Annotated in this window: 13 protein-coding genes, 1 pseudogene and 1 riboswitch; of the genes and pseudogenes, 4 read left to right on the forward strand and 10 right to left on the reverse strand. The window is 59.3% G+C overall.

The genetic code is table 11. The features are described 5' to 3' along the window. The 5 genes and pseudogenes from Q0288_RS09255 to Q0288_RS09275 all read right to left on the reverse strand — a co-directional run. Nucleotides 1–1,884: pseudogene (locus Q0288_RS09255) on the reverse strand (DNA-directed RNA polymerase subunit beta); the annotation flags it as partial. Between the two features lie 859 nt (nucleotides 1,885–2,743). Then, on the reverse strand, nucleotides 2,744–3,883 hold the full coding sequence (metX, locus tag Q0288_RS09260) for a homoserine O-acetyltransferase (RefSeq protein ID WP_299429689.1): 1,140 nt from the start codon (nucleotides 3,881–3,883) through the stop codon (nucleotides 2,744–2,746). Nucleotides 3,884–3,957: 74 nt separating this feature from the next. Continuing rightward, nucleotides 3,958–5,262, reverse strand: a complete 1,305-nt coding sequence (locus tag Q0288_RS09265) for a PLP-dependent transferase (protein ID WP_299429691.1) — start codon at nucleotides 5,260–5,262, stop codon at nucleotides 3,958–3,960. Between the two features lie 163 nt (nucleotides 5,263–5,425). After that, nucleotides 5,426–5,601, reverse strand: a riboswitch (SAM riboswitch). 190 nt (nucleotides 5,602–5,791) lie between these two features. Further along, nucleotides 5,792–8,386 carry an HD domain-containing phosphohydrolase gene (locus Q0288_RS09270; protein ID WP_299429693.1) on the reverse strand — a complete coding sequence of 865 codons (2,595 nt, stop codon included), beginning with the start codon at nucleotides 8,384–8,386 and terminating at the stop codon, nucleotides 5,792–5,794. Nucleotides 8,387–8,672: 286 nt separating this feature from the next. Beyond that, nucleotides 8,673–9,584: a nucleotidyltransferase family protein gene (locus Q0288_RS09275; RefSeq protein ID WP_299429695.1), complete on the reverse strand. Its 912-nt coding sequence runs from the start codon at nucleotides 9,582–9,584 to the stop codon at nucleotides 8,673–8,675. 309 nt (nucleotides 9,585–9,893) lie between these two features. Here Q0288_RS09275 and Q0288_RS09280 point away from each other — a divergent pair, with 309 nt between their 5' ends. The 4 genes from Q0288_RS09280 (at nucleotide 9,894) to Q0288_RS09295 (ending at nucleotide 14,333) form a co-directional block, all read left to right on the forward strand. Further along, nucleotides 9,894–10,772: a xanthine dehydrogenase family protein subunit M gene (locus tag Q0288_RS09280; protein ID WP_299429696.1), complete on the forward strand. Its 879-nt coding sequence runs from the start codon at nucleotides 9,894–9,896 to the stop codon at nucleotides 10,770–10,772. 59 nt (nucleotides 10,773–10,831) lie between these two features. After that, nucleotides 10,832–11,320 (forward strand): (2Fe-2S)-binding protein, encoded by a 489-nt coding sequence (locus Q0288_RS09285; RefSeq protein ID WP_299429698.1) that lies wholly within the window; start codon nucleotides 10,832–10,834, stop codon nucleotides 11,318–11,320. 81 nt (nucleotides 11,321–11,401) lie between these two features. Further along, nucleotides 11,402–13,801 carry an aerobic carbon-monoxide dehydrogenase large subunit gene (locus Q0288_RS09290; RefSeq protein ID WP_299429700.1) on the forward strand — a complete coding sequence of 800 codons (2,400 nt, stop codon included), beginning with the start codon at nucleotides 11,402–11,404 and terminating at the stop codon, nucleotides 13,799–13,801. A gap of 82 nt (nucleotides 13,802–13,883) precedes the next feature. Next, complete coding sequence (locus tag Q0288_RS09295) at nucleotides 13,884–14,333, forward strand: carbon monoxide dehydrogenase subunit G (RefSeq protein ID WP_299429702.1); 450 nt, start codon at nucleotides 13,884–13,886, stop codon at nucleotides 14,331–14,333. Nucleotides 14,334–14,408: 75 nt separating this feature from the next. Here Q0288_RS09295 and Q0288_RS09300 read toward each other — a convergent pair whose 3' ends face one another. From Q0288_RS09300 to Q0288_RS09320, 5 genes are all read right to left on the reverse strand, one after another. Further along, nucleotides 14,409–15,812: a glycoside hydrolase family 13 protein gene (locus tag Q0288_RS09300; RefSeq protein ID WP_299429704.1), complete on the reverse strand. Its 1,404-nt coding sequence runs from the start codon at nucleotides 15,810–15,812 to the stop codon at nucleotides 14,409–14,411. 12 nt (nucleotides 15,813–15,824) lie between these two features. Then, on the reverse strand, nucleotides 15,825–16,655 hold the full coding sequence (locus tag Q0288_RS09305) for a carbohydrate ABC transporter permease (RefSeq protein WP_299429706.1): 831 nt from the start codon (nucleotides 16,653–16,655) through the stop codon (nucleotides 15,825–15,827). After that, a complete protein-coding gene (locus tag Q0288_RS09310; protein WP_299429708.1) occupies nucleotides 16,645–17,571 on the reverse strand; it encodes a carbohydrate ABC transporter permease in 927 nt (308 codons plus the stop codon). Before Q0288_RS09310 ends, Q0288_RS09305 begins: the two co-directional genes overlap by 11 nt. A gap of 17 nt (nucleotides 17,572–17,588) precedes the next feature. Next, complete coding sequence (locus Q0288_RS09315; RefSeq protein WP_299429710.1) at nucleotides 17,589–18,821, reverse strand: ABC transporter substrate-binding protein; 1,233 nt, start codon at nucleotides 18,819–18,821, stop codon at nucleotides 17,589–17,591. Between the two features lie 16 nt (nucleotides 18,822–18,837). Then, a partial coding sequence (locus Q0288_RS09320; protein ID WP_299429711.1) for an alpha-amylase family glycosyl hydrolase occupies nucleotides 18,838–20,376 on the reverse strand: 1,539 nt, incomplete at its 5' end.

Here is a 20,376-nt window from a genome sequence, read left to right on the forward strand (position 1 = left end):
GAACTCGTACAGGCCCTTATCTTCCCCCCGAATATGGATTCTGGAGCCATCCACGTACTCCACTACCCCATCCACGCTGGAGTAGAGCGAGGTGAGGGAGTCGCGCACCACCCGCTCTTCTACACCGGTCATGACCACCGGGCTCTGGGCCCGCAGCAGGGGCACCGCCTGGGCTTGCATGTTGGAGCCCATCAGGGCGCGGTTGGCATCATCGTGCTCGAGGAAAGGTACCAGGTTGGTGTTTACCGAGAAAATTTGCTTGGGCGATACGTCCATGTATTCAACCTCTTCGGGACGCATCACGATGGGGTCGCCCTTCTTGCGCACTACGATCTGGTTGGTGGCGAAGTGCCCATCCGGTTTGAGCGCGGTGTTGGCCTGGGCAATAGCGTAGCGGTCTTCCTCGGTGGCGGTCATAAAATCCACCTTGTCGGTGACCTTGCCCTTTTCCACCTTACGATAGGGGGTGAGGATAAAGCCCAGATCGTTAATCCGACCAAACGAAGCAAGCGAGGAGATCAGGCCAATGTTGGCCCCTTCGGGCGTTTCGATGGGGCAGATGCGACCATAGTGCGTACGGTGCACGTCGCGCACATCGAAGCCAGCGCGTTCACGGGTCAGGCCTCCCGGCCCCAACGCCGAGATACGCCGCTTGTGGCGCAACTCCGAGAGCGGGTTGGTCTGGTCTTTGAACTGACTGAGCTGGCTGCGTCCGAAGAACTCACGGATGGCGGCTACCAGCGGGCGGTTGTTGACCAGCTTGGCTGGGGTGGCGCTTTCGGGCGTGCCGAGCAGCATACGCTCACGTACCCCTCGAGCCAGGCGCGAAAGCCCTACGCGAAACTGGTCGGCCAGCAGTTCGCCTACCGTGCGGATACGGCGGTTGCCCAGGTGGTCAATGTCATCGTAGTCGTAGCCGGGCTCACGGCTTTGCAGGGCAAAGAGGTATTTGAGAACCGACAACAAGCCTTCATCCTTGAACTCGCCACTCTCAAACTTGATCAGCATCCGGCCCGAGAGCTTGATGCCCAGTTTTTGCTGGGCCTTGTACTTGCCGGCCTCACCCAGATCGTAGCGCCGGGGGTCGGACAAAAGGGAGTGCAGATAGGTGATGGCCTTGTCGCGTTTGGGCGGGTCGCCGGGGCGCAGCTCGGTGAATAGCTTGAGGAGGGCTTCATCCACACCCATCTCGAGGGCCTTATGGCCCCGGTACTGAGCTTCAAGCAGTCCGGGTAGCAGCTCGGAATAGCCCGCCAGCTCTTTTCTAAGGCTATCGGCGGTGAAGCCCAGGACCTTTAGAAGTAGGGCCAGGGGAAACTTCTTCTTATTGACCTTCATCACCACCACACCCGACTGCTCGAACTCGAGGTCAATCCAGGGACCGCGCTTGGGCAGGGGAATCACCGAGGCCACATACTTGCCGGGGCGGGCCTGGTCGGTCGTGAAGTACACCCCAGGAGAGCGGTGAATCTGCGAAACGATCACCCGGTCGGCCCCGTTAACAATAAACGAACCGTCTTCGGTCATCAGGGGCAGGTCGCCCAGAAATACTTCGTCTTCCTTCAAGAGGCCGGTATCTTTGTGTACCAGCAGTAGCTTGGCATAGAGGGGAGCCTGGTAGGTCAGGTCTTTCTCCCGACACTCGTCCTGAGCAAAAGGCGGTTCGCCCAGTCGGTACTCGAGGAAATCCAGCACCAGCCCGCGCCCCTTTTCGCCTTCCTCGATGGGGAAGGTCTCTTTGAAGGCGGCCTGCAGGCCCAAAGCATCCCGCTTGGCGGCGGGAACATGGGCTTGAAGGGCTTTGGTGAAGGAATCTACCTGGATCTCGGTAAGGGGCGGGAGGGGAATAACTTCTGTAATCTTGCCGAACCGCTCTATCTTCATCAAACACCTCATAACCCCTGGGCTCTTCTCCGCACCTGGTCGGGCACGGAAACGGCTTGCTCTGGGTCGTGTTGGGGGTTTTCGTAAGCTAACAGGGTTCTTCCACAGGCGAATACACCCTGCGGCGGCTGGTTCTTACGCTTTTTGTGGAACACACCTGGGGTGCAGGCCACAAAACACAAAGACTAGTGTAACACATCTACATATCAAGACGCAACATGCACCCTGAACCCTCAAGCTGCTGAGGAAGAGTGTAGCACAAGATGAGATATTTGAGGAGGGTGAGCTGCCGCCATGGCCAGAGACATGCAGCGTCCGTACCGCACTCAGACACCAGGACGTTCTGAAGAGCCGCCGATTTGTGATACTGCGCTAATCTCGTGGCTCGCCAATTGCTGTTGGCAACGAAGAATCTGATGTTCTTAAGACCGTATTTCCTGGAAAGGGGCGTAGAGCACATCACTCCCCCGGTTGTTACATACCGGGCCTGGTTCAGAATGACAACCTCTACCCTGACTGCGTTTTCGGCCATTGTTTAGGCTCAAGCGCGTAGATCCTGAGCTTAACAACGCGCCTTTTGAGGCTGTTACGGGCTGACTTGATCTGTCCAGCAGTGCCAGCCTCGAGTTTTGGGTACTGATACCGGGTTCTAAAAGATCGTCCTCCAACCCGGAGACCCCGAGGCTCACTTTTTGAATCCTGGAGCACCCCCCTCCCGGACGGTCGGGGAAATGAGCGTCTCCCTTCGATCGGGTTCCGAATCTGGTATGACAGGTCGAGTGAAGAGATCTGTTTCCTTACAGGCGCGTCGGGTAGCAAACAAAGGCACTTTTTGGGTGGTTCAGCCCGCGATCCGGCATTACAGAAAATCGGCCAGAATGCGCTCTACTTGATCGGTCTCGATTAGGAAGGCATCGTGCCCGTGCGGACTGTGGATTTCCCGGTAGCGTCCCTCGCAGAGGGTGGCCATCTCCCGAACCTCCTGGGCTGTATAAAGCACATCGGAGTTGATGCCCACAAACAGGCTGGGAAGACCTCTGAGCAGGCGCAAGGCTGCTTCGATACCACCCCGCCCACGCCCCAGGTCGTGGGTATCCATGGCCTCGGATAAGACCAGGTAAGCGTTTGCATCAAATCGTTTGGCAAATTTCTCACCCTGGTAGAGCACATAGCTCTCCCCCCGCTCGGGGTGTTGCTGCCACCGCAGTCGGAACGAATCGGGGGAGCGGAAGGAAAGCATGGCCAGGGCACGACCCAGTTGGAGCCCCAGGGGTTGCTCGACATAGTGGCCGTCCTGGTAGCCGGGGTCGGTCAGCACAGCCTCGCGCGAAAGCCGGTTGAAAGCCCTGGCCCAGGGGCTATGCACGGCAGGCGCCGCCAGTACCACCAGTTTATGTACGCGGTGCGGGTACAGCAGGGCAAACTCCAGAGCTACCATCCCGCCCAGACTACCTCCCAGTAAGGTGACTTTCTCAACACCCAGGAAGTCAAGCAACTTTGCCTGAGCACGGGCCAGGTCTCGCACGGTTATTTTGGGAAAATCCGGGCCATACGGTCGTCCGGTCTCGGGGTTTTGCGAGAGCGGGCCGGTCGAACCATAGCAGCTACCGATCTGGTTGGCGCAAATGACAAAATGCTTGTCGGTATCGAGCATCCGTCCTGGCCCAGCCAGTTCGTCCCACCAACCATCCGGCCCAAAGGCCTGATCCAGTCTGGGGAGGCTGCTCAGAGTCTCGCGAGAATAGGTTCCGGCTAGATGTGCCGAACCTGTCCAGGCATGGAAAACCAGCACCGCATTGTTGCGATCAAGGTTCAGGTGGCCGTAGGTCTCGTAGCGGAAGCGAAGCTCGGGCAAGGTGCCGCCGTACTCGAGGCGAAATCCACCTGCGACCAGTGCCTGGGCTGGAACGGGTGGAGGCACGCGCCCCCGGCTTTTGGGGGCCTTGATCAACACGGCCTCATGGTCGCCCCAGGCCTCTTGAATTAGAAACTCGGTCATGGTTGCCTTCTGGTCTGGCTGGCGGATTACGGCTCGCACTTAAAGATCGCCCTCGGCCCCCTGTAACCCGTCAATTACTCTGGCCTAAGGGTAGTTACGGGTTGGGTCAGGGCCTGCTTGAGGTCGGCTTTTATATCGTCAAGGGCTTCCAGACCCACGCTGAGCCGCACTAGCTCTGGGCTCACACCTGCCTTAACCTGCTCCTCGGGCGACAATTGGGAATGGGTGGTGGAGGCAGGATGGATAGCCAGGGTGCGGGTATCTCCCACGTTGGCCAGGTGGGAAACCAGTTCTAGCCGGTTGATGAAGTTCCTGGCTGCTTCGTAACCCGCCGTAAGGCCAAAGGTCAGTACCGAACCCGGCTTGCTCCGGAAATACTTCTGGGCTTTAGCGTGGCTGGGATGATCGTCCAGGCCGGGGTAATTGACCCAGGCCACTTCGTTTTGTTCACGCAGCCAGTGGGCCAGGGCCAGGGTGTTTTCCACATGGCGTTCGGAGCGCAGCGAGAGGGTCTCGAGGCCCAGCAACAACAAAAAAGCCTCGAAGGGGCCCAGGCACTGCCCCTGATCGCGCAAGCCATCTATCCGGGCCTTGATGATGAAAGCCAGACTGCCCAGGGCTTTGTGCAGCTCGAGGCCGTGATAGCCCGGCTGTGGCTCGGTGACCAGCGGATAGCGCCCGTTGCCCCAGTCGAAATTGCCACCATCTACGATCAAACCTGCAATAGCCGCTCCATGTCCCCCAATCCACTTGGTGCCAGAGTGGGTCACCACGTTGGCCCCCCATTCAATCGGGCGGAACAGGTAGCCCCCCTGCCCAAAGGTGTTGTCCACCACCAGGGCAACTCCACGCTCCTGGGCTGCCTGTGCGATGATTTCGAAGTCGGGGATGTTGAGCGCGGGGTTGCCCAGCGACTCCAGATACCAGAACCGCGTCTTTTCATCGCTCAGGCGAATGAAGTCCTCCACACTCTCGGCGCTGTCGGTAAAGCGGCTCTGGATGCCCAGGCGGGGCAGGGTGATCTTGAACTGGTTGATGCTGCCGCCATAGAGGTTGGGGGTGGAGACAAAATTGTCACCAGCCTGGGCGATGTTGGTGATGGCTAAAAACTGCGCAGCATGGCCTGAACTCGTCGCCAGGGCCGCCACCCCACCCTCCAACGCTGCGACGCGCTTTTCAAGCACATCGGTGGTGGGGTTCATGATGCGGGTGTAGATGTTGCCGAACTCCTGTAAACCAAAGAGCCGGGCGGCATGGTCGGCGTCCTTAAACTGGTAGGACGTAGTGGCGTAGATGGGCACCTGGCGGGCACCGGTGGTGGGGTCGGGGGTATAGCCGGCGTGCAGTTGAAGGGTCTCGAAGCGGGGTTTATGGGACATGCTGTTCTCCTACCGCGCAGGATTTGGGGCGCGAACGTCGCTGGCCTGGCCAGTGACATTCTCGGTAGGAGTTTTGCCAGAGGCTCGGTGTACCTGCAAGCAAAACCCCCTACCAGACGTTCTTTTATTTCTGGAAGGGGGTCACGATTGGAGCCTGTCCCTTCTCTTATCTTCCCCGACTGCCAAACTATGCCAAGTCTCGAACGTTGTGTGCCTACAACATTCAGCAGTCGAGCCGGAATTAGCACCTTGCAAAAAGGCTCCTGGCGATGAACAGAAGCTTTTTGCGGGTTGCTGCGACTTCACAGGGCCGAATCCCTCCGCCGCTCTGGATAAAAGAACCTTTGATTTGTGGCCGCGCCCCGGCGCGGATAGGAGTGAGTGTAGTGAGGCGCCGACAATCTGTCAACCCCGGAGCCATCTGTAGACTTCTTGCAGAAGCCGCTACTGGTGGATCGCCAGTAGCAAAAAACAGCCCCAGCGTCTGATGGCGCATTTAGCCTTTGGCTCCGACCCTCGAGTCTTCGCCTTAATCGCTGGCCCTGGTTCTGGCTTCGCGTGCTCTGCGGCGCTCGAGTTTGTCCTGGTACATGCGTTGGTCGGAAAGGCGCACCAGGTCGCCTTCGGAAGTGGCCTCGGCGGGCATCGAGGCCATGCCGGTACTGACGCTGGCGGTAGGGAAACCCTGGCCCTGGGTATTAAAAATGGCGGCATCAATCCGGCTGAAGATCTCCGCCTGGTGCCGTGCGTCCACGTAGGGCAAGATTGCAGCGTATTCGTCGCCGCCGATGCGATAAACCCGGCCCAGATCGAAGAAGCACTCCTGCATGTTCTGGGCAAAGGCGCGCAGCAAGGCGTCGCCGCGTTCGTGACCTTCGGTGTCGTTGAGATGTTTGAGGGTGTCCAGATCCAGAGCCAGCACGCTGAGCGAGTAGCCAACCCGGTGAGCACGTGCCACCTCGCTCTCGAGGTCGGACTCAAAAGCACGTCGGTTACCCAGACCGGTGAGGACATCGGTATGGGCCATGAGTTCCATCCGGCGTGCCAGAACCTGCGCCTCGCGGCGGGCCTGCTCGAGTTCGCGGGTACGCTCGGCCAGCAGTTGCTCGAAGCCCTGCTTGAGTTGCTCGATTTCTTCGTCGTCCCATCCCAGTTGGGCTTTCTCGAGTTGCACCGACAGCGAAAGGTCGGAGTCCAGGCGCTGCATGTGTTCTTCCACATCGGCGGTGACCTCCGCAAAGGCAGCCAGACAAGCCTCCACCGCTGCAGGATCGAACTGTCGTCCACTCTGGCGCCTGATCTCGGCCAGAGCCTCGGCTACCGCCCAGGCCCGCTTATAGGGGCGCTCATGGGTCAGGGCATCCAGTACGTCGGCAACCGCCACGATACGCCCAGACATGGGAATGCTTTCCCCCATCAGACCGCGCGGATAGCCTCTGCCATCGAAATACTCATGGTGTGATAGAGCAATTTCTTCTGCCAGGCGAAGAATTTTGGAACGCCCCCCCGAGAGAATACGCGCCCCGATACTGGTGTGATCTTTCATCAGCTCGTATTCGCCGACCGTGAGGCGATCTCGCTTGAGCAAAATTGCGTCCGGGATTCCGATCTTACCCACATCGTGCAAACGCGCAGCCAGCCGCAGGGTCTCGACTTCGTGCGGTGGCCAGCCCAGTTCTTTGGCAATCATGGCAGCATTGCGGCCCACACGGTAGGTGTGCTCACCCGTGGCGTCGTCGCGGAACTCGGCAGCCAGCGCCAGGCGAGACACAATTTCCAGTTGGGCATGCTCGAGTTCCTGGGTGCGCTGGTAGACCTTGGCCTGGGCTTCTTCACGGGCCTGACGCTCGAGTTCGGTCTTCAGCCGCAGGCTATCGGCTTCGTTGCGTACGCGCTCGAGCTCCAGATGGTTCATCAGGGTCTGGCGCTGGCGCTCGCTTTCCTCGCTAAAAACTTCGCGCTCGAGGCGGTGGTACTCCTCCAAATGTTCGATGGCTGGTATGTATTCGCCACTGGCGCGGTGCACCAGGGCCAGCAAGCGATGGGCCTGATAGGTGCTGCGTTTGCGCCCGGCCTGGCGCGAGAGTTCCAGCGCTTCCAGACCATACACCCGCGCACTGACCAGATTGTCCAGTTGAATGCAGGCCTCCCCCAGGCTCAGCAATACGTCCAGGACTGTGGTGCGCCAGCCTCTGGAACTTGCCAGTTCCAGTACTTCCAACAGCGTCTGGGTGGCAACCTGGGGTTCACCCAGGGCCATCTGAGCCCTGCCGAGCCCTTCCAGCGAGGCCGCCAGAACCCGCTCTAGTCCAAGCTCCTTGCTGGCTTCCGCCACATGGCGGTGAAAATCCCTGGCCTTCAGATAGTCCTGGCGTTTGAAGGCCAGTTCCGCGATGAGCTGCAATACCTGTACTTCAATAAATCGCTCGCTGGCGCGGCGGGTCTCGGTAAGGGCCAGTTCGTAGTACCGGTCGGCCTGGTCAAAATCGCCCATCTCCATGTAGAGGTTGCCAATGGAGGCCAGGTTGCCCGCCCGGTTGCGAGCGCTGTGCCCTTCGTTGCGATAAAGCTGGTAGGCCTCGAGAAAAGCCTCGAGGGCCTGGGGATACTGCCCCAGCTCGGTGCGCAGAATACCGATGTTGTTCAGGAAGCTGGCCTCGGAAACCTGGTTGTGCAGGGTACGCACGATCATCAGAGCCTGGGTGAGCTTGTTGAGGGCCTGTGCATACTCGGCCTGGGAGTGGTGGATGCCGGCTTGCTGGTTGAGGCAGTCAGCCTCCGCCTCCGGTAGATCTGCCTGCTGCGCCACCACAGTTGCCTCATCGAGATAGCTCGAGGCCTGGCTCAGATCGCCCTGCTCGCGCAGAATGGTGGCCAGTAGACGCAAACCCTCGAGCCGGAGTGCGGGTTCATCGATATTGGCTGCTGACTCGACGCCAGCCTGGGCGGCCTGGAAAGCCTCGCCCAGTTGCCCCAGCCGAAGCTGCGCCCTGGCCAGAGTGAGAGAGGCTTGAGCCTCGAGGAACAAATGCTGGTGCTGGTGGGCCTGGGTTCTGGCTTCCAGGGCAAGACGGGCCGCTTCCTGGGGGGCCTGGGCCAGGTGAACCTGGGAATCTGTAAGCAAAGACTCGATGTTTGCCAGCGCAGTCATCGAAATATCAGTTGTGGGATCGGTATCGCGCTGCACCACTCCGGCCTCTATCCTAATACCACATGAGTCTCCGCAACGCTCAAAAAAACCACTGGCTAGAAATAGGTGAGCCACACTTGCTTTAACTCAGCACCATGCCACCCCAGCGGGCTACCCCGCCCCTAATGGGCAACGATCCCTTCGGCATCTTGCTGGGATGCCCCCATTTTGCCGATGAGCATAGTCTGAGTAAAGGCGATATGCGCTCTAACCGTGGTATCTAACCGCTGGGATGGTTTTCTACTGCCAGTGCTGCTAAACTGGCCCTGCGCACCAGTTGTAAGTAAGCAGCAGGTGTTTGGGCTGGCCCCAGGATCACCCCGTGTACCCCTCGGTGGCTTGGGTGCAGGCCGAGCCAACGGGTTTCACCCTCGGAGGCCAGCAGCAACAACCCGGGCGAAAGCCAGGGAACAATTTCCGCAGCAAGGGCAGCATCCACCAGAGCCTCTATCTCTGAGGTTGGATGGGTCTCGCGCAGCAGTGGTACAAATGGTTCGCTGGCCCAGCCCGATTTCCGGGCCAAATCCCGGTAGGTCTGCCAGTCGTCAACGTCGCAGAACCACGGCCCCAGGCCCCATTCGACCTGTTCAACAATTCCCTGGTTGGCCAGCAAAACCGCCCGTGCCCCCTGGTCACCGCTAAGCCGTTCAACTTCTGGGAAGAGCTGGTTCGATAGAAAAACTGGAGGACGTATCTGGCCCTGCTCACCTGCCGTCACCGCTACAATTTCCGGCCCGCGATTCAAGATGGCATGCCGCAGTTGTTCAAGCTGGTTTGCTTGCACTGCGGGCATATCGGCCAGAAACACCAGGGCTCCTCGAGCGTCGTACAGCACGCGGATACCTGCCTTAAGCGAGGTGCTCTGGCCTTGCGGGTAGTGGGGGTTTAGAACCGGGTAAACCCTCGAGCCGGAGCTGCCTGGCTGGGTTTGCAGCCAACGCTCCAGCGCATAGCCCGCAACCCTGGCCTTGCGCCCCAGGATTACCACAATACGCCCATCGGCGATGCCCAGGGCACGCTCGAGGACTCGGGTCAACAAAACATGACCCTCCCCTGCGGGCAGCAGAAATTTGGGCACCCCAAACCTCGAGGCTCTCCCCGCGGACAAAATAATGGCATCTATGGAATGCATGCAACCTCTTATCTCAGGGGTGGTCTTCCGGTGAATTAACCCATACTGCACCCACAAGTGCACACTACCACCACCAGCCATGCCAACCGCCTGGTGGATAGGGCTCAAGGCAGAGGGTAGAGGCGTACTGGAGATGCTTTTTGTGCTTGACGAGTATCCGCTTGATCTCCAGAGAGCCAGGCCAATTAACTATACCGACATCCACAGGGGTCGTCGTGATGGGCTAACTGTAATCCCCCATATTCTCACTGGTGCGATTTAAGCCTAGATTGTGTTTTGTTTGGTAAAGCAAAGAGGAGGAAGGACTGCATGATACCCGCGGCCTTTGAATATAAACGCCCTATGTCCCTCGAGGAGGCCATCCGCTACCTGGCTGAACGCGGCTCCGACGCCAGGGTGTTGGCGGGCGGACAAAGTCTTATCCCGGCCATGCGTTACCGCCTGGCCCAGCCCGCTGTGCTGGTGGATATTAATCAACTACCCAACCTGCGCTACATGCAACAGGAGGGTGGAATGTTGACCATGGGCGCGCTGGTGCGCGATACCGATGTGGAGTTCGATAAAAATATCCAGAGCAGGTATCACCTTATCAGCGATGTCTCTAGAGTAGTCGCCGATCCCATTGTTCGCTACCGGGGTACGGTGGTGGGTTCGCTGTGCCACAACGACCCCTCCGGCGACTGGCCCGCCGCAGCACTGGCCGCCAGGGCCCAACTGGTAATCCAGGGGAGCCGGGGTAGCAGGGTCGAAAGCATTGACGATTTCATCGTGGACAGCTTCACCACTTCGGTTGGCGAAGGGGAACTGGTGGTCGAAGTGCAGTTTCCTATACCCAGCGCTCGCACCTCCGGGGCCTACGAAAAAATTGAACGCAAAGTCGGCGACTTTGCTACTGCTGCCGCAGCCATCCAGATCGAGCTAACCGAAGCTGGCATGATCAAAGATGTCGGGGTTGCAGTCACGGCAGTAGCCCAAAAACCCCTGCGCGTAGCAGAGGCCGAGAACATCCTGCGCGGCGAAAAACCCACCCTGGACTTGATCCGTGCCGCTGCCGCCGAAGCGGCCAAGATTGCCGATCCCAACCCCGATGCACGCGGATCAGCAGCGTACAAGAAAGATATGGCCAGGGTGCTGGTGGGTCGTGGGTTGATCAAAACGCTGGGGCGTCTGGGTGTGGTCGTCGCTTAGCAATAAGGGTGCTCAGGGTTAAGCACTCAAAGTTCACTAAACGTTTTCGGAGAAACATTATGGAGATAACCTTGCTGATCAATGGCGCGGAGAAAAAGCTCAACGTCGAGCCGCGCACCTTGTTGGTTCACGCCATTCGCGATGCGGGTCTGACCGGAACCCATATCGGCTGTGACAGTTCGTCGTGTGGGGTCTGCACCGTGGTGCTCGACGGCAAGACTGCCGTCAAGAGCTGCACCATGTTCGCCGTGCAGGCCGAAGGCCATGCCATCACCACCATCGAAGGCATGGCCAATGGGGGAAAATTGCATCCGCTGCAACAAGCCTTCTACGACCAGCACGGCTTGCAGTGCGGTTACTGCACTCCTGGCATGATCATGTCGGCCCATGCCTTATTGCAACACAACCCCAGTCCCAGCGAGGACGAGATTCGCTTTGGTTTGTCGGGCAACCTCTGCCGTTGCACTGGCTATCAAAATATCGTCAAAGCGGTACAACAAGCAGCCCAGATGCTGCAACAACCCGTGGGTACGGCGGCAGACGATTGATTGCCGATAGTCTATGGTCAATAGCCAAAAAGCGTTTTAACTGTCGGCCATCAGCCATCAGCACAACTGAAAGGAGCACACATGTCCGTTGAATCCACCAACCTCGAGCCCAAGGGCATCCAGGGGCTTGGCAAGGCCATCAAGCGCAAGGAGGATCCCCGCTTTATCGTGGGCAAGGGCGGCTACCTCGACGATATTAACCTACCCGGTATGTTGCATATGGCTCTGGTGCATAGCCCTTACGCCCACGCCAGGATTCTCAGCATTGACACCTCCGAAGCCCTCAAGATTCCAGGGGTCAAGGCCGTCATTACTTCCAGGGAACTCGCTGGGGCCAGCCTGGCCTGGGTGCCTACCCTGGCCGGTGACAAACAGATGGTGCTGGCCGATGGCAAGGTGCTCTACCAGTACCAGGAAGTGGCAGCGGTGTTTGCCGAGACCCGTCAGGCAGCCGCCGATGGCGCCGCTGCCGTGCAGGTAGATTACTTGCCCCTCGAGGTGGTGGTAGACCCGTTCAAGGCCACCGACCCCAGTGCCCCCGTGTTGCGCGAGGACATACAGGGCAAAATGACCGGAGCCCACGGGCCACGCCGTCACGACAACCACATCTGGACCTGGGATGTGGGTTCCAAGGACGAAACCGACAAAGCCCTTGCACAGTCCGAAGTGCGCATCAAGCAGCACATGGTCTATCCGCGCAGCCATCCCGCGCCGCTCGAGCCCTGCGGCTGCATCGGCGACATGAACAAAGCCACCGGGCGGCTCACGGTTTACATGACCAGCCAGGCCCCTCACGCCATTCGCACAGTTCTCTCGCTGGTGACTGGCATCCCCGAGAACAACATCCGGGTCATCTCACCCGACATCGGCGGCGGCTTTGGCAACAAGGTTCCGGTCTATCCAGGCTACGTCTGCGCCATCGTGGGCAGCATCGTGCTGGGAGCCCCAGTCAAGTGGGTCGAGACCCGCACCGAGAATCTCACCACTACCGGCTTCGCCCGCGACTACCACATGGACATCGAGATCGGGGCCACCAGGGACGGCAGAGTGACCGCCATGAAGGTCTATACGCTGGCCGACCACGGGGCTTTCGATGCTGCCGCCGACCCCAGCAAATACCCCGCCGGCCTGTTCTCCATCTGCACCGGCTCCTACGACTTCCAGAAGGCCTACGCCGAGGTGGAGGCGGTGTATACCAACAAGGCACCGGGCGGGGTGGCCTACCGTTGCTCCTTCCGCGTGACCGAGGCCAGCTACCTGATCGAGCGCAGCATGGATGCGCTGGCTCTCGAGTTGAAGATGGATCCCGCCGAGCTGCGCCTTAAGAATTTCATCCAGCCGCAGCAGTTCCCCTACCCCTCGGCACTGGGCTGGACGTATGACTCCGGCGACTACGAGAAAACCCTGAAGGTTGCACTGGATCGTATTGGCTACTCCGAGTTGCGCAAGGAACAAGCCGAGAAGCGGGCCAGGGGTGAACTGATGGGCATCGGTATCTCCACCTTCACCGAGATTGTGGGGGCCGGGCCATCCAAGGACTTCGACATCCTGGGCCTCAAGATGTTTGATGGGGCCGAGATCCGCATACACCCCTCGGGATCGGCCATCGTGCGAGCAGGAACCCGTCATCAGGGCCAGGGGCACGAAACCACCTGGGCCCAGATTGTCTCCGAAGAACTCGGGCTGGACGTGGACAAGATCATCGTCGAGGAGGGTGATACCGACACGGCCCCCTACGGTCTGGGTACTTACGCCAGCCGCTCCACCCCCACAGCAGGCGGCGCGATGGTGTTGGGCGCACGGCGCATCCGCGAAAAGGCCAGGAAAATTGCTGCCCACCTGTTGGAAGTTGGCGAAGGCGACATAGAGTGGGCCGACAAAAAGTTTGCGGTCAGGGGCGTACCAGGCAAAAGCGTGACCATGAACGAGGTGGCCTTTGCAGCCTACACCAACCTGCCACCCGATCTGGAACCAGGACTGGAGACTACCTACTATTACGATCCGCCCAACCTGACCTTCCCCCACGGGGCCTACATTTGCGTGGTGGAAATTGACCAGGGCACCGGCGAGGTCAGGGTACAGCGTTTTGTAGCGATTGACGACTGCGGCACCATCATCAACCCGATGATCGTCGAAGGGCAGGTGCATGGCGGCCTGACCGAAGGTTTTGCCATCGCTTTCATGCAGGAGATCGCCTTCGACAATCAGGGAAACCACCTCGCGTCCAATTTCACCGACTACCTGCTGCCCACTTCCCTTGAAACACCCAGATGGGAGACCGGCCACACCGTGACCCCCAGCCCACATCACCCTATCGGGGCCAAAGGCGTGGGCGAGTCGCCTACCGTGGGCAGCCCGGCGGCCTTCGTGAATGCTGTGGTGGATGCGCTGGCCCACCTGGGCGTACGCCACATTGATATGCCGATCACCCGCGAAAAGGTCTGGAAGGTCTTGCGCCAGGCCGGGGTGGATTCATTCTAAGAGTCTATAGCTTATAGTTGGCAGTGAACCAGGTTGTTTCTGGACATCGGCTACCGGCTACAGGCTACCTGCGAGGTTGATAATGAAACTCGAGTACAACGGGCAAGAAAAGGTACAGGCCAGCCTCGAGACCGTCTGGGGCTTCATCCAGGATCCCAACAAAGTGGCCTCCTGCCTGCCCGATCTTAAGTCGGTAGATATCAAGGACGACAAGAACATGGTCGCTACGGTGGGTGTGGCGGTGGGGCCGGTGCGCGGTTCTTTCAGGTTCAACATCGAACTCGACCCCCGCCCTGAAGAAAACAAGATGCTGGTACGCATCCGGGGTGGCGGTCTGGGCAGCGCGGTAGACCTGATTGCCAGCGCCAATATCAACGGCCAGGACAACCAAACCACCCTGCTCGACTGGAACGGGGTTGCCAGCGTGAGCGGCCCCGCCGCCACGGTGGGCGGACGGGTGCTGGATGCCCAGGCCAAAAAGCTGATCGAGACGGTGTTTGCCAATATGGGTAAGAAGATGGGCCAGGCCTGAAACAAACTGGCAAGGAGCCCTCCAGTAGTTTCAAACCACCTGCACTCCTCTTCTGCCGACCAGTAAAACTGGTAGTCAGCAGTGGTCAGGTTGTGAATAACGATAGGATTCGTACAATACCCAGGCCCTCTTGGGTTCCATCGAGATCCAGCTCACTCGACCTCGTTGCACCCGGAAGCGGACTTCACTCAAGGCATCCACAAGTTCCGTGCCCTCGGGTAAGGCTACCGGCAATTCCAAGGAACGTTCGACCCGGGAATTATTTAACACCACCAGCACCTGCTCACCATCCAGGGCACGCACAAAGCTGAAAACCCGATCCTCAGCGTGGTTGAAGCTGAACACTCCGCTGCGCAATACTGGGTTTTCCCGCCGCAACCGAAGCAGGCACTTGACTTGGGTGCGAAGCTCAAGGTTCCACTGATCCGCCGCCCAGACCATCGGCCTGCGGCAGTCGGGGTCATTGTAGCCCTCCATGCCATTCTCGTCACCGTAATAGATCATCGGCACGCCTGGATAGGTCAACAGAAAGGTGAATAACAGCTTGGCCTGACGCTCGTCACCACCGCACTCGGTCAGCACCCGCGCCGTGTCGTGACTGCCCAGCAAGGTCAGCATCCCAGCCTCCGCGTCTTGCGGCATCCGCTCGCGCAGCAAGCTCAGCGCACGGGCAAAGCTATCGGCGGCCAGGGCGTTCTTGAGAAAGAAGTCGAAGAGCAGGTCACGCAGGCGGTAGTGCATGGCCCCGTCAAAGCTGTCTCCTTGTAGCAAGGGCCAGGGATCACGCCACTCCTCGGCTACCAGATAAGCGTCTGGATACTGGTGCTTGACCACAGGGCGTAGCCTGCGCCAGAAATCGGTTTCGATTTCGTAGGGCACGTCCATGCGCCAGCCGTCCACGCCCCGCCCCAGCCAGTGCAGCACCACCCGCCGCACAAAGCTTTCAACCTGGGAGTTGCGGGTATTCAGACGGGGCAGCCAGCCCACCCCGCCACAAGTCGCGTAGTTAGGTGGTTCCTGCTGAAGGGGAAAACCATAGGGCATGAACCAGTCTTTGTACTTCGATCTTTCCCCATTCAGCAGCAGATCTTGAAAGGGAGCAAACCCAGTTCCGCAGTGGTTAAATACCCCGTCCAGCACCACCCGAATCCCTCTGTGGTGGGCCTCGACGATCAGTCGGTCAAAGGTCGCGTCGTCACCGAACGCAGGGTCAATCTGAAAGTAGTCGTAGATATCGTACTTGTGGTTGGTAGCGGCCTTGAAGATGGGCGTCAGGTAGATCGCGTTGCAGCCCAGATCGGCGATGTAGTCCAGACCCTGGATCACACCATCCAGATCACCACCAAAGAAATTGTCGCGGGTGGGCAAGTCCCCCCAGGCAGCCGTGCCGGGGGGGTCATTGGCGGCATTTCCGTTCTTGAAGCGTTCGGGGAAAACCTGATAAAACACTGCGTCGCGAACCCAGGTAGGAATCTCCACACGCTACTCCGTCTAGTCCTTCAGTCCGGTATTGGTGATCCCGGCAATAAACTGTTTCTGGGCGGCCAGGAAGGCCACGATAGCGGGTAGGGTGACGATGGTGGCGGCAGCGGTCAGCAGCGTCCAGAAAACCCCGTACTGCCCCTGGAACATCGCCAGCCCCACCTGCACGGTGCGCATCTCGGTGGAGTTGGTGACCAGCAAGGGCCACAAAAAATCGTTCCAGGCGAAGAGGAAGGAGAAGATCGCGCTGGCCGCGATCACTGGGGTGGAGAGCGGAAGGATGATGCGGAAGAACAGGGTGAATCGCCCGGCCCCATCAATCCAGGCGGCCTCCTCGAGTTCCCTTGGGATGGTAAGGAAATACTGCCTGAACAAGAAGATCGCAAAGGCGCTAACCGCACGGGGAATGATCAGAGCGTTGTAGGTGTCAATCCAGCCCAACCAGTTCACGACCAAAAAGCTTGGGATCAGGGTTACCGGGAATGGAATCATCATGGTACCCAGCACCAGAAAAAACAGCACATCCCGACCAGGGAAGCGCATGCGTGCAAAAGCGTAACCAGCCATTGCCGAGAGCAGGGTTTGAGCCAACACAATCCCCGCAGTCATGATCGTGCTGTTGAGAAAGAAGCGTGGGAACGGGGCGGCTGCCCAGGCTTTGACATAGTTCTCCCACTCGAAGTGGGTGGGCAGCAGCAGCGGGGGTTGATACAGGGCCGGCTCCGGTTTAAGCGAGGTAGTCAGCATCCACAAAAAGGGCATGGCCGAGAGGAAGGCCCCTGCCATCAACAGCAGATGCACTACGCTCAGCCGCAGGCCCACCTTCCACTTAGCGATCAACCTGTCCACCCCCACGACTAAAGCGGAATTGAAGTACCGTGACCACAAAAATCAGGGCAAACATCACATAGGCGATGGCCGAAGCGAAACCCAGCTCGCTATAGCGGAAACCATAGCGGTAGAGGTAGTAGCCCATAACATCAGTGGCAGTCAGCGGCCCCCCGGCGGTCATCACATAAACCAGATCAAAGACCTGGAAGGCATCAATCAGCGCAGTCACCACCAAGAAAAAGGTGGTCGGAGCTAACAGCGGTAGAGTGATGTAGCGAAACTGCTGCCAGGGGCTGGCCCCATCAATCGCAGCGGCCTCATAGTAGGTTTTGGGGATGCTCTGCAGGGCCGCTAAATAGACCACCATGTTGAAACCCACCCGCTTCCAGATGCCCACCAGAATCACTGCCGCCAGCGCCCAAGCGGGGTCGCTAAGCCAAGACGGGCCAACTATGCCTACCCCACCCAGGCCCCGGTTGATAACCCCCTGGGTGGGGTCGAAAAGGTACTTCCAGACTACTCCGGTTGCGACCGTGGGGGTGATGACTGGGAGAAAGTACAGTACCCGGTAGAAGGCTCGCCCCCGGATGGGCTGATTGAGCAACACCGCCACGCCGACCCCCAGCAGCAAGGCCGTGAGGGTAACTCCTGCTGCGTAGACCAGCGTGACCCGCAGGGCGTTCCAGAACTCGCCGGAGCCGATCAAACGGGCGTAGTTCTCCAGCCCCACAAACGTGCGCTGGGGGTTGAGGCCATTCCACTCAAATAGTGAAAGGTAAAGCGAGTAAAGGGCGGGGTAGAAGTTGAAGGTTCCCAGCACCGCGATGGATGGTAACAAGAAGATCAGGGCTGGCCCCCACTCCGACGGGGTTCGCCCCCGGTGAGGCTGTTCTGACGACGCCCTCAGGCGACGAACCCCGTTCATGGCTCACGCTCCTTGGCTTAGCGAAGCAGTGGGGTAATTTCCTGGGCAGCTCGGTTGAGCGCGTCCTGTGGGCTCAACCGGCCCAGCAAGGCTTCCTGTACGTAGCGGGCAAAAATGTCGGAGATCTGCGGATAGCGGGTGACTGGGGGCCGGGGGCGCGCTACCGCCATCGAGTCCACAAAGGGCCGCATCAGCGGGCGCGCGTTACCCACCCAGGCGCGGTAGGCGGGGTCGCTGGCAACCGAACGCCTTACTGGCAAAAAACCGGTATTGCGGTTCCACTCTACTTGTACGGGGGTGCTGCTGAACCACTGGATGAAGTTCCAGGCAGCCCGTACCGTGGCGGCCTCGCTGCTTTGGAAGATAAAAACCTGTTCGCCGCCCATGTTGGTGGCGGCTCGGCCCCCCGGTGCGAAGGGGAAGGCCGCTGCACCCAGCTCGAAATTGACCTGCTGGGGAAAGAATTGGGTCATCCAGGAGCCGTCCATCACCATCGCCGCCTCACCACGCCCGAACAAGCCCCACGGGGCCACGGTCGCGACCTTCTCCTTCTGCACTAAGTCCACCAGGAATTGCAGAGCCCGCACCCCCTGGGCCGAGTTGAAAGCCGGGGCAGTGTTGTTGGCATTGAGGAATTCGGCCCCTGCCCCCCAGAAGTAGACCTGGGTCTGCCAGGTGGTGCCTTCACCACCCTGCGTGAAGAGCTCAATGCCCCACTTGCCGGTGCGCTCCTTGATCTGGCGGGCGAAGCTTAGCAGCTCGTCCCAGTTGCGTGGAGGGCGGTTGGGGTCGAGTCCGGCCTGGCGGAACAGATTCTTGTTCCAGAACAGCCCCAGGTTGGATGCGCTAACCGGCAGGCTATACCGCCGCCCCTGGAAGACGCCGTAGACCAGCGGGCCGGCGAAGTAGTCGGCGAGGTTGAGGGTGCCCTGGCGGATGTAGTCATCGAGCGGAGCCAGTGCCCCGCTGCGGGTGAGCAGGGGCATGGCCACCAGGTCGGATATGGCCATGGTGGGAGTCTGGCGGGCCGTGATCGCGGTTTGAAGCTTAGTGAGCAGTTCACTGCCGGGCACAAACACGGCCTCGATGCTCACGCCTGGGTTGTCTTTCTGGTACCGCTCAATCAGGGCCTGCAGGGCCTGGCCGTTGGCCCCATCCCAGTAATGCCAGAAGGTCAACTTCTGGGCCACGCCCAAGCCGAGGAGCATCACTAGAGCAAACACGACTGCCTTAAACCAGGTTCCTTTCATATCTGCCTCCACAAGGTTAGAAGGTTGGAAAGATTTCCACCGATTGGCCGCCGCAGATGGTGTAATTATTGCCCTGCGACCAGGTGGTGTCGTTGATCAACGGCTTGTACTGTACGCAGGTGCCTGTGGGGATGCGTTCAGTTTGCCACGTCCAAGCGTCGGGGCCTTCGTTGTGGGCGCCACGGCCTTTGTCCCACCACAACGGATACTGGCTGCCGCGAATGAAGACTGAGTTGCCCCAGCCCACGTTGTAGCGCACCTTGATCTTGGTTACGGTGGTGCTGGGTGGGCTGAAAGCGGCCACGCTGCCAGGCACGAAGATCGCGGCCTGCTTAGCGTCCAAGGTCAGGCTGATCTGTTTGCCGGTAACCCCGCCCGACTGTACAGTGACGGTCTGACCCGTGTTGAGAAGGTTGGTCAGTACCGTGCCTACGGCCAGGGTGCTCTCGGCGCGTAACGGGATAGTACGGGATTGGGCCGACCAGGCGTTGGTAAAGGTCGCAATGGCTTCTTGCCCACTGCTATCCACCCGGCGGGAGAAGGCATAGACCTGTGCGTCCTTCCACATCTCGCGCTGGGTGCCTCGCCGCAAAGCGATGTAGTCCTTGCGGAGTTGAGCCAGGCGCTGGATGTGTTTGTATATGTTGTGGTTTTGATCGTAGCTAGTGAGCATCTCGCGGTTGTGCTCGTTGGCAATGCCCGACCACTCCTTGGGACGCCCATCGCCGTAATAGGCTTGCTCAGTGGCATAGTACACATCGGGAATCCCACGCGCGGCAAAGATGAAGCTCAGGGCCAGACGCAACCGCCGCCAATCATCATCCCCGACAGTTAGAAAGCGATCGCGATCGTGGTTATCGATAAAGGTAACCAGCCGCAGGGGATTTTGGTATTTGTAATCCTGGGCAAACAGATCGCCCAGCTTGTTCATGCTCTGGTCGTAGGCGAACACGTCCCGTATGGTGAAGAACAGCGGGAAGTCCAGCACTCCCCACATGTAGCGCTGGTAGTCTGAGACGTAATCCACGCTGCCCTCGAAGACCTCGCCAAAGCTTGGTTTACCGAGGGCCAGTTCAAACTCCTGTAAGAACCACTTGGGCATCCCGCGGGCCACATCCACCCGTGCAGCGTCAAACCCTACCGTGTTAAACCAGTTTTGGTAGGCGCTGATGATGGCCGCTTTGGCTTCTGGATTGGCTTGATCCAGATCGTCCAACCCACCCAGATCAAAGTTTTCGACCTGATACTGGTTGTTCCAGTCAGTAATGTTGCCGTTGTGGTGGTACCAGTTGGGGTTGTTGAAGGGGGCAGCAGGAGCGTTGCTGGGGGGGTTGTATGCGGTCGCCCGAGGATCGAGGAAATCTCCGGTGTGGTTGGGTACCACGTCCAAAATCACCGCGATCCCGTTGGCGTGGGCCAGGTTGACAAACTCCTGGAGCTTGGCGGTACTGCCAAAATGGGGGTTGGGGGCGTTGTAGTCATAGGTGAAATACCCGTGATAGCCGCCCTCGCCACCGTCCTTGCTAACAGCTTGCTCATCGGAAGCCGGCGATAT

This window comes from uncultured Meiothermus sp., assembly GCF_937863175.1.
GTDB lineage: Bacteria > Deinococcota > Deinococci > Deinococcales > Thermaceae > Meiothermus.